This window comes from Psychrobacter sp. CCUG 69069 (genome assembly GCF_021023115.1).
Lineage (GTDB): Bacteria > Pseudomonadota > Gammaproteobacteria > Pseudomonadales > Moraxellaceae > Psychrobacter > Psychrobacter namhaensis.
Window position 1 is genome coordinate 1 of the sequence record NZ_QQAI01000014.1, and the last position, 13,770, is coordinate 13,770.

The following is a 13,770-nucleotide window of genomic DNA, read 5'->3' on the forward strand; positions in this document are numbered from 1 at the left end:
GGATAGTCGCCCAACGCTTCTATCAGCATGCGAACGGCGCGTTCTTTAATCTCAGGAGTGTAGGTTTGTTTTTTCATTGTCGTATTCTCTCAGAATGTTGAGTCTCCGACAATCCCGGGGCGGTTCAAAGTGTAGAATATCTTAGTACGATTTACAGACTCAATCTGATTAAGAGTCGTCCTAGTTATACCTCCTATCCTCTTTCTACTACCTTATACTATGAAGTAAATGCCATGTTCAGCCTCGACTCTATCGCTAATAAATTTCGACTGTCATATTTTTTATTTGCCATATTACTTTGCGCTGCTTTCGTCAGTATTTTTATGTACGCTGAGACAAGGATGGAGCAAGAGTTGGTCAAAGCTCGCTTACTGCAACAGCTAGAGCTTAGTCAAGAAAAGGATGGCGATCAGCCTGTCTACACTGCAGATCCGGGCATAAAAATTTATCGCTATAATCATGCACCTGATAATTTAAAAGCTTTGGCAACCGAGACAGTGCAAGAGATGCCCGTAACCGTGCCCACCAAAGATGGCAATGTTAGAACTAATCTACATTTCTTCATCTATCAGCAAAATAAACAACGCTATGTTTTAACCTATTTAGAAGACACTGAGATGGTAATGGGGAACTACCCTGTCCTTGCCATTTTTGAACACCTAGAAGACATCTTTGCCAATGCCTTAAGAGTTGCCGTTATTTTAAGCTTACTAATTGCCGCAATATTTTCTCAGCTATCCTCTAGGCAAATTACTAAACCTTTATTAGACTTAAAAAAAGCAGTAGAAACCGATCATCAAAACTTAACCGAATTGACCCATTTGCCCTCCGAGGTTGGCGTATTAGCACGCGCTATTGATGAGAAGAATCATAAGCTTGAGCAGTATCTCAAACGTGAGCAGCTATTTACTGGAGATGTTAGCCACGAGCTGCGCACGCCTTTGACGATTATTATGGGTGCATCAGAAGTACTGGCTTCTCAATTAGAAGGCGATAGCCGTTTGAGCGAGTTTACTAATCGTATTAGTACTACAGCTAAAGAGACCTCTGAGATTATCAGCGCGTTATTACTACTCTCGCGTGCTCCTGAAAAACTGGACGCTCCGCAAACCTCTATCAATAGCATTGCTAACAATGAAGTGGAACGCTTAAAATATTTGCTACGGTATAAGACTGTGACTTATGCAGTAGTCGCTGAACAAGAGTATTTTGCCTACGTACGACCTGAATTACTAAAAATGGCACTAGGCAACTTAATAAAGAATGCCTTTCAATACACGGATGAGGGTGAGGTAGTTATTATTATTGACGATAAAAAAATCACCGTTACCGATACTGGCTTGGGTATTCCTGAAGCGATGATGCCTCTACTCTATGAAAGGTTTGAGCGTTTAGAGCAAAAGAAAAATGATGGGCAATTAACTGATAAGTTCTCGTCAAAAGATTATACGAGCTATAAGGTTGATGGCACAGGGTTAGGTCTAAGTATTGTTCAGCGCATCATAACGCATATGGGCTGGCAACTTACCCATCAAGCTAATGCTGCAGGCGGTAGTACGTTTAGTATTTATTATAAATAAATTCTACTAATAAACAATCTTTAAAAGCCTAAGACATTACAAGTTAGCAGTACAGTTTAAAACCATTTCTTACTTTTAAAATACACAACGATGGCCACAGTCAATGTTACCATCACACCCCACAAGGCAAAGTAACCCTCATTCCATTTTAACTCAGGCATATAGTCAAAATTCATACCGTAAACGCCTACCAAAAATGTTAATGGTATAAATACCACTGACACTAAGGTCAAGGTACGTATGATTTCATTCAAACGATGGCCCTGAATTGAGAATATCAGATTGGTTTTACTATCAAGCTCAAACAACTCAAAATCAATTTCATCAATCAAATTGTTGGCTTGCTCTTTAAGTTCGGTGAAATACTTACTATCCATAGGAATAATATTAATCGTTTCCAGCTTTACAATGGTATTGCGAAGGCTCAGCGTCGCTTTCTTAAAGTTCAACATGCGACGTTTTTGCTCCTCAACCTTTTTAGTAGAATAAGGCGTTGGATTAATATTGGTCACCTTTATCGAGTCACCGTCAGCATTCAATAAGCTCTCAAACGTCTCTTCATAGTTTGCTATCAATGATTCAATCAACAGAAAAAGCAAATAATCTACTTTTTTGCTTCGAACTTGTCCTTTGCCTTCGCTTAAGCGATCACGAATCCACTGAAAATGATTATTATGATTCTCTTGCAAACTCCATAACATATTTGACGATACAACGAAAATCAATTGTTTATTATCTAGATTTTTGTCATCAGTTTTTAATACTTTTAGAGCGATAAACAGGACATTATCGAGTTCGATAACCTTATTGGCATGCTCATCATCTTGCAATAATTTAATTAAAAAATCATCAAACTGGTTCTGGATGACAACTTGCTCCATCTCATCTAACTCTCTCAATCCATAAGTATTGAGCCAAAAAACTTCGTCGCCGTGAGGCTCAAAGTTCAAAATTAAGATATCTTCGCAAGGTACTTTTGATACTGTTGAAGGTGAATAAGCGATAAGCGTCGTATTTCGTAAGAATTCGTCTGACATCCTTTTTCCTCCTATAGAAACTCCTTTAATCAAAACTTAGCAAGCCTAGTATCTAAGCCAGACATTAGATCTGTTAAACATTTAGTAGTCTTTTAAATAATGATTTAACTCAGAAAATTAAGCAATATTTATTATATCTACTCGCTAATCAAACTCTTATTTTCCGCTAAGTTTCCCCTATGTCGTCTCTCGTATTATAGATTCATACCCACGAGGTAGCTGGCAAAACCACTAATGGTGTGTCAGAAATTGATTAATACAAAGGATGACTCTCATGAAAAACTTATCAACGCTAACCAAATCAGCAATCATCGCCCTTACTATTGCAGGCGTAGGTGCAACCGCTATCGCCGCCCCTGCTGCTAATACCAAAGCCGTAACTGGATCAAGTGAAGCTGTCAGCGCTATGCAAAGTAAGATCAGCTTAACGCAAGCAATCGATATAGCTAAACAGAATGCTAAAGGTGATCTAATCAGCGCAGAATTCGATTATGACGACGATGATGATAATGGCAACGGTGCTGTAACGGGCGAGTATGAAGTTGAGTTTGTATCAAACGGTACGGCTTACGAGGTCAAGATCGACGCCAATACTGGCAAAGTCATCGAGACTGAAAAAGAGAAGTTAGATAAAGAAGACATGGCTGAATATAGAGCGCTGATGCAAGCCAAAGTTACGCTAACTAGTGCTATGCAAAAAGCCACTCAAAGCGTAAATGGTAAAGTCATCGGTGTTGAGTTCGAGCTTGAAAAAGGTCAAGCCTTATATGACATCGAAGTTGTCAAAGACAATCAGATATATGATGTGAGCATAGATGCCAATACTGGCAAGGTTCTAAGCAGCCAAGTTGATATGGAGGATGATGGCTAAAAAGTAAGCAAAGCTAAATACTAACTCTTCATTAATAGGATGCAGTAGCCAATACCTTGATAAACAAGGTGTCGGCTATTGCTTTTTTGTATATATTGAATTTTGATATTAATATTGCCCTTTCCAAATAATTTTATAAATATTTTTTATCTTAACGCTTCCTTAACAGCTCCAAGCACATACTGATACCCAAGTGCTAACCAGTGCCCTCCTACACTGGGATCATTACAACAATAAATATATCGGTGATTGCACTTTTTCTTATTTTCACTGTAACTTCAATAGTCAGTAGTAGCCAATACCTTAATCAAACTCGGTATTCGCTACTGCTTTTTATTATATGAAATTCATCTTAACGCGATCTTAACATGCACTGTAATATCATTAAGACCTGCCAGCTATTCTAATCTTAATAAATACTAAGCTATCGATATGAATAATTCCAAGACTACTGCTCTGAGCCACGAACATACAAATCTTGATTATAAAAATCAGCCTGTATCTGATGATACTTTTGTAGCGGATAGTTTTGCAAATGAGGTTAAAGGTAAAAAAGGGTTAGCCCGTATTGTAAAAGCTACGGGGTATTCTATAGATGGTTTTAAAGCGGCTTATAAGTTTGAAGCGGCCTTTAGGCAAGTTATCTGGCTCAATCTCTTATTGTTCACGGTCATTATATTTATGCCTTTTAACGTCAGCGCCAAAATGGTGCTTGTGATTGCTTCATTCTTATCCCTCATTGTGGAGCTTATTAATACGGGTATTGAAGCGAGCGTCGATCATACTTCAACGGATCATCATCCCCTCGCTAAAATAGCCAAGGACGTGGGTTCTGCCGCGCAATTTTTGGCATTATTACTATTGTTCGTTTTGTGGTGCATGGCGTTATCTAATCTTTTATTTTAAAAAGTGCTTAAATTTTTAGCAATTTTATACATTGAGTAAGGTATTTTCATGATTTTAGAAGATAACCCAACTAACTGGATATGGCTTAAGCTTTTTTGCTTAACAATTATTGCCGCTCTAACCTTTGAGCATAGCCAATTTGATGTTCGTATTAGTGAGTTTTTCTATAATAATGGTCAGTGGCTGATAGAAAAAGGCGAACAGCCTTACGCTTTTATTTTTTATGATGGTCCTAAAGCATTATTAATCTTGTTGGCTCTCTATTTAATATCCGTATTGGTTATCAAATACAGACAATCTTCAAATATCGCCTCTATCATCGATAACAATAAAACAAGTAAATTTATTGTGCCCTTCTCAATTCGTGAAATAAGTTACTTACTTATTGTTCTTATTGTGGTGCCTTCTACTATCGCGCTATTAAAAAGCGTTACTCATGTGAGCTGTCCTAATCATCTAACGCTTTTTGGCGGGGATCTACCTTATCTTAATCTATGGCAAAATATGCTTGCTAAAACCGATACAAAATGTTTTCCAGCAGCTCATGCCAGCGCAGGATTTTCTTTGTATGGCTTAGCATTTTTACCTACTCTTTATAAGTATCGCTATCGAATATTTGAAATCGTAACCGTATTAGGCTGGACAATGGGCCTATATAAAATGATGTTTGGTGATCATTTTTTTAGTCATACCTTAGTATCGATGTTGGTGTCTTTGACTATAGCTTGTGCGCTGGCCAGCGTGTTTTTTAAGAGAACAGAGCATAATTATGCTTCAAATAACCATCTTCACACCAATCGCTATCAGCACTAAACCGCCCAAAGCTTCTGCCCAACTGCCGAGCCATGTTCCTGACTGGCGTCCTATATAAGCCCCTAAAACACTTAAAATAGCGGTCGTCAATGCGATGATTAAACAGGCAGCATAAGCATTAACTACCAACAGGTTTAACGTAAAGCCCGCTGCCATCGCATCGAGACTAGTCGCTATAGCCAATGACAGCAAGGTTTTATGACTTACATTGATCCGAGTATCGTCACTAACCGAACACGACTCATAAAGCATCTTAATCCCAAGAGCCACTAGTATGATAAAAGCAATCCAAGCAGCCCATTCCGCAAACCAACCGAGCATAGTAGAGCCAAGCGCATAACCAATTAGCGGCATCACCCCCTGAGCAACACCGAAGTATAATCCAATGAGTAACGCCATTTTTATAAACTGCGACTTACCATCGCTTCTATGTGTCGAGCCAAGACCGATTGCAGCCGCAAACGCATCCGCAGCGAGTGCTAACGCCAATAATAGTATCTCAAACATAATAAAATATTACTCTGTATAAGGATTATCGAAAGAGCAACAGCATTATAGCCCAAAAATATGAGTAGCTAACTGAACGCTTATTCTACGCTAAGCTTCTTCTATGTCTTGTTTTGTATGATGGACTCATATCGACACTTCTGACAACTTTGATAATGAGTCGTCAGACATGAACCTTAAATACGGAGTAAACACGATGAAAAAACTATCAACCCTAAGCAAATCCCTACTTATTGCTCTTAGCGTTCTAGGTATTGGTACTCTCGCTGTTGCCTCAGGTCAAATACCTGCTATTTCAGGCGCAAAGACGAGTGACGCAGTCGCGATAGCACAGAGTAAAATCAGTCTAGAGCAAGCCGTCGCTATTGCACAAAAAACAGTCAAAGGAGACTTAATTAGCGCTGAGTTTGACCAAAACGATTATATGGCAAGTGGCGAGTATGAAATCAAGCTTATCAATGATGGAGTGGAGCATGAAGTAAAAATTGACGCCAGTAGCGGCAAAGTTCTAAAATCTAAGCAGGAAAAAATAGATCAAGACGACTTAGCAGAATATAACGCTATGAGGCAAGCCCAAATAACCCTAACCCAAGCCATGCAAAAAGCAACGCAAAGTGTTGGTGGCAAAATTACTGAAGCAGAGTTTGATTTTGATAACGGTATACCCGCTTATGAGATTGAAATAGCTAAAGGGATGGACATAAATAAACTGATAATCGATAGCATGAATGGTCAGGTTGTCAGCAGTCAGTTAGATGATGATTAATATTTTAAAACTTGGTTGAATATAGCTTAACAACGGCTCTACTCTGTACACTAGTATCGATTAGAGCTTTTTAGTTTGAGGACGCTATAAAAAGTGTCACTATAGATAAATATTTTTTAATCCTACTAGTCACATAATAAGGATATCCCATGCGCGTATTGGTAGTCGAAGATGACTTGATGATTGGCGAGAGTCTGAGCGAAGCCTTGCAAGATGAGGCTTATACGGTTGATTGGGTCAAAGACGGTCGTCAAGCCATACTGACATTAAGGGTGCAACCTTATGACATCATCTTATTAGACTTAGGTCTTCCAGAAGTTGATGGCATGGGCGTGTTGACTGCTATTCGCGATGCCAAGATTGAAACACCAGTGTTGATACTCACCGCGCGTGATCAATTAAAAGATAGAATTGCAGGCTTAGACTCAGGGGCTGATGATTATGTCGTCAAGCCTTTTGAGTTAGGAGAAGTCTTTGCACGCATGAGAGTACTTATTCGCCGTGCCCAAGGCAAGGCTGATAATCAAGTGACGGTTGGCAATTTAAGTTTAGATACCGCGCACAAACGGGTCATGATGGATGGTAGCCCTATCGATTTAACCGCAAAGGAGTACATGCTTCTCACTACCTTTATGCTATCGCCTGAAAAAGTCATGTCCAAAAATGAGCTTGAGGATTCGTTATATGGCTGGGGCGGCGAAGTTGAAAGTAACGCCATTGAGTTTTTGATTCATAGTTTACGCAAAAAGGTCGGACAAGATAGAATCAAAAATGTTCGTGGCCTTGGATGGTATATCAGCAATGCCTAAATTTCGTAAGCCCTTTAACTCATTACAGTTCCAACTTATCTTTTGGTCTGTTGTGTCATTATTACTACTGGCAATAGTGGCTGGTGGTTATGGATTTTGGTACAGCTATAACGAGATAAATGACTTTCAGGATGATAACTTAAAAAATACTGCTGCCTTATTAGAGCAGTCGCTTAATATTAGTGGTTTAAATAATAATGCTGCTTATTCATACAGTGACGAGCATGCCCGCAGCAACATTCACTTTGATACCGATGACGATGATGGTGCGATCACCGTTGATATAGTCATACTCTCCGCCTCACTCAATAACGGGGTAGAAGATTATCAGAACGTTCAAAGCGATGATGAGCATGATTACTCAGAACCTATACCGTTGGCATTAGTAAATAGCGTTCCACAAGGGATAAGCGATCAAAACATTGACGGTCATTCTTGGCGAACCTATAGAAATGATGTCAAGATTGAGTCTTTAGATACTGATGAAGAAGTGGCTCTAATTTTGCGCCAACAGACAGATTTACAGGATGATTTAGCCAAAGCTAGTGCCTTACAGTCTTTTTTACCCCTTATTATCGGTATAGCATTATTACTGCTTTTACTGCCTTTTATCATGTGGCGCATGATGAAACCTGTGCGTCAATTGCATCATGAGATAAGCGCACGTAATGAGAATGACCTAAGTCCTTTATCGATTGGTAGACTGCCCTCTGAATTGCTGCCACTAGCCGAATCGTTAAATAGATTATTGGCTATAGTCAAAATTAGTATTGAACGTCAGCAACGCTTTATCGCTGATGCTGCCCATGAACTGCGCTCGCCGCTGACTGCCATCTCACTACAATTACAACGATTACAGCGTATTAGTAATGATAACGTTATGTCGGAAGGCCTCGATAAACTGGCTATTCGCTTGAGGCGTAATCAAAGTTTGGTTGAGCAATTATTAACGCTCGCTCGTGCTGGTAATATCAATACCGAGCTTGGTACCGAGACAACAGCAACCAATGTTAAATCTATTATCGAACAAGTCATAGGGTTACTCATTCCTATTGCTGATAATAAGAACATCGAACTAACTGTCGACTTACAGTCAAGTAGCAAAGTAAAGATAGATGAGACATCATTATTAATGCTCATAAAAAACCTGATTCAAAACGCTATTATTTATACGCTAGATAATGGTCAAGTCATGGTTAAACTCTATCAACTTGAGCAAAACTCAGGCAGTTTGGATAAATCGGCTTTAAATGCTCAATATAATTTTGGCTCACATGTGATTCAATCTGGGAAATTAAATGATATATCCAAGACGCTAGATAACAAATTAGTATTACAGATCATAGATTCAGGCGCAGGCATTGACCCTAGTGATTATGAGAAAGCTTTTGAACCCTTTATACGGCTTAATCAAGTGATTAGTGCAGCTGATCAATTTAGCGACAGTAAACTTAACAATAGTATAAGCGCTTCAAGATCAGATAGCGCAAGTAAGCAATCACAGGAAATAGAAGGTACAGGACTTGGGCTCTCTATTGTTAAATCAATCTGTGAGCAGGCAGGTATCGATGTCTTTATGAAGGACTCTAATTCTGAGATTTTAAACTTACATGATAATCGAGGACTTTGTATAACTTTGATCTTTTAAACTCATACATAGAAATTTTAATAGATCTAAATAGTTGCATCTTCACACTTTCTTAACATCTCTATTGATAATTTAGTGACATCTACAACGTAACATTAAATTTGTTTACTAATAGAGTGAATCTAACCATGAATACAACCTTAAACAATCAATACTCACCCACTGCTTCTAGTAACGATCCAGTGCTAAACGCTTTGTCCAAAGTTCCGGAAGTTACCCTTCTTTTTTAGATAATTAAAATCGCAGCTACTACGCTTGGTGAGACTGCGGGTGATGCTTTATCAATGTCATTAAATCTAGGATACATTGTCAGTACTGGCATTTTCGCTATTATATTTGCTATAGCAGTCGCTACCCAGATTAAAGCCAACTCATTTAATAAATGGTTGTATTGGGGCACGATTATAGCAACAACGACTTTAGGTACAACAATAGCAGACTATGTGACAAGATCACTAGGAATTGGCTATGCTGGCGGCTCAGCGCTTCTAGTAGCTTTACTTGGAATATGTCTAATGACATGGCAGAAGACGATGGGAAGCATTGCCGTTGATAGTATCAGCAAACCCAAAGCAGAGGTGTTTTACTGGACGACCATTATGTTTTCGCAGACATTAGGTACCGCACTTGGTGACTGGGTAGCCGATAGCACAGGCATGGGTTATACCACGAGTGCGATTATCTTTGGATCTTTGTTAGCACTAATTGCGCTAGCTCATTTTTATACTAAGATATCTAAAACACTATTATTTTGGAGTGCTTTCGTACTGACTCGGCCTTTAGGAGCGGTATTAGGCGACTTTTTAGATAAGCCTATTGATCATGGCGGTCTCGCGCTAAGTCGCTTTGGAGCATCAGCAGCCTTGTTAGTGTTTATCATTGTCTGCTTATTAGTCTTCAAACAGCGGGCTAGTGCTAAAGCGTATTGATGATAATGCATCTAGTAAAGTTTACTTTATGGATTAAATGATAATTTCTTAGATGCTCATAGCTTTGTTAACGAAGGGCTGCGATTATTAGTGTGATGAATAAATATGGATAATGATTAGATATAGGTAGTAGTGAAAAAGGTTGCTCACGTATTATAAAATATAGCGTTAGCAACCTTTTTGTATTTATCATTTTACTTAGGTGGTGTGCTTAATATTGGGGTTTGTATCTAATGTATAATAAAGAATTATGTACTAGAGAGCTTATTGGCTAAGCAATAAATAAATGTACGCAGCTGATTCGATATGCTGCGCATTCAATGTAATAATTAGGGATAAACGGTTGGGTCAAAGTTTAATTATTACAATCTATATAATTTAATATTTTGTACAATCTGCTGATAACTTTTTTGGTACTCTTAACTGAATCGAAGTCCGTTACATAAATGCGTTTCATCATATTAAAATTAACGACGAGATCTAAAACTAGTTAAACAAACCAATTTTTAAAAGTAATTTTGATACTTATTTGATACTTGAAAAATATTGTTATATCTTTTTAGTTATAGTTAAATATAGTTAATTTAACCCTAAGTAATTGTTTATAAATATATTTTATCTCTACTCATTGCTTATTATCGTTAAGTATATCTAGTTATTTGAGATAGCCAAAGGATTCAAAATCCGTTGCCTTTAAAAGCGTGTCGGTTCGAGTCCGACCACTGGTACCAATACTAAAACAATCTAGCCTCCTCTTTTGGAGGTTTTTTTGTGTCAGTCGTATTTGTCGTGGTGCTTACATCTCTATTTCGTGTTGCGTGACAGCACTAATTTTTATGGGGACGGCAAAGCTCCATGGTGTACCAGCACGGCAGTGAAAGTATCCGTCATGAAATGACACGATATAAGCAGTAAAATCATTATCATAGTGATCCATCATGGCTTGCTCATCACTTTCATCACAGACCGCACACCATATTTGTTTATGTCCGCCTGCTAGCATCGCTCGCGTTAAATCGCTCCCTTTTAGTTCATTATTCATCTTTAGCTCCTTAATTCTTTTAAACACCTTGAAAACTATGCAGTTTTAAAGCGTTAATATTACCAAACACCTTTTTCATGTTTGGTACGAGCCATAAGCAGTGTCTTTTTTTATTTATAAAGAGGCAAAGAAGACACTGTTTATCGTTCCCCCGTGATTGATTACGTTGGAGATTCTAGTGTAGAACACCAGCGTCAAAACTGTAACATTTACCTAAAATATTCATGACAGACGGTTAAATTGTCGTGATAAAAGGTAGCGAAGAAAAACCAAATTTAATAAATGTAGTATTCTGCATAAATGGCATTTTTATTCCACTAACGATTGATACTGACGTCAAGCGGTGAAGTCAGATAAGATAACAGTTATGACAGCTTCTACAAATCCGAGCCTTCGTAAGATTATTCATATCGATATGGATGCTTTTTACGCCAGTGTTGAACAGCGTGACTTTCCTGAGTTGCGTGGTAAGCCATTGGTTGTTGGGGGCGATCCGAATGGTCGCGGTGTGGTCGCAGCGGCCAGTTATGAGGTACGGCAATTTGGTGTCCGTTCCGCTATGTCCTGTTATGAGGCACGCAAACGTTGTCCAGCGGTCATCTTTGTACGTCCGCGTTTTGAAGTTTATCGAGCCGTCAGCAGCAAAATTCGTGAGATCATGTACGACTTAACGCCTCTTGTGGAACCCTTGTCATTAGATGAGGCTTACTTGGATGTCACTGGCTTGCAAGTTCATCAAGGTTCAGCGACGTTAATGGCCAATTGGCTAAGGGCGCAAATCCTAGCGCACACAGGTTTAACGGCTTCGGCTGGGGTATCATTTAACAAGATGTTGGCCAAAATCGCTTCGGATATCAATAAACCCAATGGCATAGCCGTGATCACGCCAACAGATGCTGACGCCTTTATCAGTACGCTACCTATCGAGCGCTTTCACGGTATTGGCAAGGCCACTGCCAAGCGTTTACACGCGATGGGCGTGAAGAGTGGCGCTGATCTTAAGCACACGCCAGCTGCGGTATTGGTGCAGGAGTTTGGCAAGCGCGGACAGTTCTATCATGATATTGCTCATGGCCGTGATGAGCGTGCGGTAAAACCTGAACGTACGTATAAGTCTGTTGGTTCGGAGACCACATTCAAAGACAATTTACACAATGATGATGAACTGCGAGTCCAGATTTATGAACAAAACAAAGATGCGTTTCATCAGATGCAAAAAAAACAACTCATTGCCTACACCATTACGTTAAAAGTCAAATATGCAGACTTTACTCAAATTACGCGCTCACACACCCTATCGACTGCTTTTGACAGTGCTGAATCCGCACATTATTGGTTAGATAAGCTGTTTTTAGACATTCCACGCGAGCTGCCTATTCGCCTCGTCGGCGTTACTTTCTCATCATTAGCACCAGCTGCACAGTTACGGCCGCAGTTAAATTTATTTGAGTAATGTAGTCTATAATTTTTTTCATAGAACTTTACTGATTATTATTAAATTTTACTTAGGCTATTTAAAAGTTTCAGAGCGTTTTTATATGTCTGCGTTTCTATTAAACTGTCCTTTCATAGCCTCATTTCTGCTACAATTACGCCAAAATTTACATTCATTTAAAGACTGATTATGACCAACTCTCACTCTGTAGATACTGATACTAGCGCAATGATTGATTCCGATAAAAATAATGACACTTTGAGTTATCTGAGCGTCGATGACTACGATTATGAGCTACCAGATAGCTTGATTGCTCGCTATCCGCTGTCACAGCGTTCTGCTTCAAAACTTCTGTATTTGCCCACCAGTGCACAAAGAAACCCTACCCAAGTCGAAGATCGCTTATTTGCTGAGTTGCCGGACTTGTTAAATGAGGGTGACTTAATCGTATTTAATGATACCAAGGTAATGAAAGCGCGCTTGTTTGGCCAAAAAGACACTGGCGGTAAGGTTGAAATACTGATTGAGCGTTTGGTTGATATATCAGACTTGGATACAACGACGCTGCATTTAGAAACAACAAACGAGACACCCGTCAATCGAGAGCATCTTGCCCTTTGTCATGTCAAAGCCAGTAAAGCACCCAAGCTTGGCCAACGCCTGCACCTTGCCGATGATCATATGAATGCGGTGATGGTTGGCCGTCAAGATAACTTATTTATCCTAGCGTTTGAGGCACCTATTTTGCCGCATTTAGAGCTTTACGGTGAGTTGCCTATTCCGCCTTATTTTGAGCGCCACGCTGATGAGACAGACAATACCCGCTACCAAACGGTCTTTCACGATCCAACCAAGCTTGCGAGTGTGGCGGCCCCTACCGCAAGCTTACACTTTGATGAATCCGTACTCAGTAAGCTTACGGCAAAAGGTGTGAATACGGCTTTTGTGACGCTACACGTTGGCGCTGGTACGTTTGCTCCTGTGAAAACAGACAACCTACTCAATCACACCATGCATAGCGAATATGCCCATCTGCCGCAAGCCACTGCCGAGCTTATTAATCAAACGCATGCAAATGGCAAAAAAGTCATTGCTGTTGGCACGACCGTCACGCGCGTTCTCGAAACGGCGTATCAAAAAACCGCCAGTGATGGACAAGCCCTTTCTAGCTGGTCAGGGGATACGGATATATTTATTTATCCAGGGTTTAAGTTTGGGGTCATAGATCGCTTGTTGACCAATTTTCACTTACCCAAATCAACTCTGTTAATGCTGGTGTCGGCGTTTTCGGGTAAAGCGGCTATTGAACAGGCTTATCAGCATGCCATCAAAAACCAGTATCGATTCTTTAGCTACGGTGATGCGATGCTGCTTGATAAAAAATCTGACTGAACACGATAAAGACATTTTTTATGGTGTGCCCAACA

Annotated in this window: 12 protein-coding genes and 1 pseudogene; 10 read left to right on the forward strand and 3 right to left on the reverse strand. The window is 39.5% G+C overall.

Annotated elements, in window-relative coordinates; translation table 11 throughout:
- Positions 1 to 233: 233 nt before the first annotated feature.
- Positions 234 to 1,580, forward strand: coding sequence for a sensor histidine kinase (locus tag DVY93_RS09520; protein ID WP_193006272.1), 1,347 nt, complete (start codon positions 234 to 236; stop codon positions 1,578 to 1,580).
- A gap of 56 nt (positions 1,581 to 1,636) precedes the next feature.
- Here DVY93_RS09520 and DVY93_RS09525 read toward each other — a convergent pair whose 3' ends face one another.
- Positions 1,637 to 2,617: a CorA family divalent cation transporter gene (locus DVY93_RS09525; RefSeq protein WP_230710524.1), complete on the reverse strand. Its 981-nt coding sequence runs from the start codon at positions 2,615 to 2,617 to the stop codon at positions 1,637 to 1,639.
- 274 nt (positions 2,618 to 2,891) lie between these two features.
- Here DVY93_RS09525 and DVY93_RS09530 point away from each other — a divergent pair, with 274 nt between their 5' ends.
- The 3 genes from DVY93_RS09530 (at position 2,892) to DVY93_RS09540 (ending at position 5,207) form a co-directional block, all read left to right on the forward strand.
- Positions 2,892 to 3,488, forward strand: coding sequence for a PepSY domain-containing protein (locus DVY93_RS09530; protein ID WP_025651486.1), 597 nt, complete (start codon positions 2,892 to 2,894; stop codon positions 3,486 to 3,488).
- Positions 3,489 to 3,920: 432 nt separating this feature from the next.
- Complete coding sequence (locus tag DVY93_RS09535; protein ID WP_025651484.1) at positions 3,921 to 4,394, forward strand: diacylglycerol kinase; 474 nt, start codon at positions 3,921 to 3,923, stop codon at positions 4,392 to 4,394.
- 48 nt (positions 4,395 to 4,442) lie between these two features.
- The gene (locus DVY93_RS09540; RefSeq protein WP_025651483.1) at positions 4,443 to 5,207 is read left to right on the forward strand and encodes a PAP2 family lipid A phosphatase; all 765 of its coding nucleotides are present in this window, start codon (positions 4,443 to 4,445) and stop codon (positions 5,205 to 5,207) included.
- Here DVY93_RS09540 and DVY93_RS09545 read toward each other — a convergent pair.
- Complete coding sequence (locus DVY93_RS09545; protein WP_025651482.1) at positions 5,169 to 5,714, reverse strand: manganese efflux pump MntP; 546 nt, start codon at positions 5,712 to 5,714, stop codon at positions 5,169 to 5,171. The genes DVY93_RS09540 and DVY93_RS09545 overlap by 39 nt on opposite strands.
- A gap of 196 nt (positions 5,715 to 5,910) precedes the next feature.
- Between DVY93_RS09545 and DVY93_RS09550 the strand changes: the two genes are divergently transcribed.
- The 4 genes and pseudogenes from DVY93_RS09550 (at position 5,911) to DVY93_RS09565 (ending at position 9,866) form a co-directional block, all read left to right on the forward strand.
- Positions 5,911 to 6,480 (forward strand): PepSY domain-containing protein, encoded by a 570-nt coding sequence (locus DVY93_RS09550; protein ID WP_025651480.1) that lies wholly within the window; start codon positions 5,911 to 5,913, stop codon positions 6,478 to 6,480.
- 149 nt (positions 6,481 to 6,629) lie between these two features.
- On the forward strand, positions 6,630 to 7,289 hold the full coding sequence (locus DVY93_RS09555) for a response regulator (protein WP_025651479.1): 660 nt from the start codon (positions 6,630 to 6,632) through the stop codon (positions 7,287 to 7,289).
- Positions 7,282 to 8,937, forward strand: coding sequence for a sensor histidine kinase (locus DVY93_RS09560; protein ID WP_025672617.1), 1,656 nt, complete (start codon positions 7,282 to 7,284; stop codon positions 8,935 to 8,937). Before DVY93_RS09555 ends, DVY93_RS09560 begins: the two co-directional genes overlap by 8 nt.
- Before the next feature lie 128 nt (positions 8,938 to 9,065).
- Positions 9,066 to 9,866, forward strand: a pseudogene (locus DVY93_RS09565) (COG4705 family protein).
- 796 nt (positions 9,867 to 10,662) lie between these two features.
- Here the strand turns inward: DVY93_RS09565 and DVY93_RS09570 are convergent.
- On the reverse strand, positions 10,663 to 10,908 hold the full coding sequence (locus tag DVY93_RS09570; protein WP_193006679.1) for a hypothetical protein: 246 nt from the start codon (positions 10,906 to 10,908) through the stop codon (positions 10,663 to 10,665).
- Positions 10,909 to 11,275: 367 nt separating this feature from the next.
- On the opposite strand from DVY93_RS09570, the gene dinB reads away from it, so the two are divergent.
- Positions 11,276 to 12,361: a DNA polymerase IV gene (dinB, locus tag DVY93_RS09575; protein ID WP_193006678.1), complete on the forward strand. Its 1,086-nt coding sequence runs from the start codon at positions 11,276 to 11,278 to the stop codon at positions 12,359 to 12,361.
- Between the two features lie 210 nt (positions 12,362 to 12,571).
- Positions 12,572 to 13,735, forward strand: a complete 1,164-nt coding sequence (queA, locus tag DVY93_RS09580) for a tRNA preQ1(34) S-adenosylmethionine ribosyltransferase-isomerase QueA (protein WP_414706621.1) — start codon at positions 12,572 to 12,574, stop codon at positions 13,733 to 13,735.
- Positions 13,736 to 13,770 lie beyond the last annotated feature (35 nt).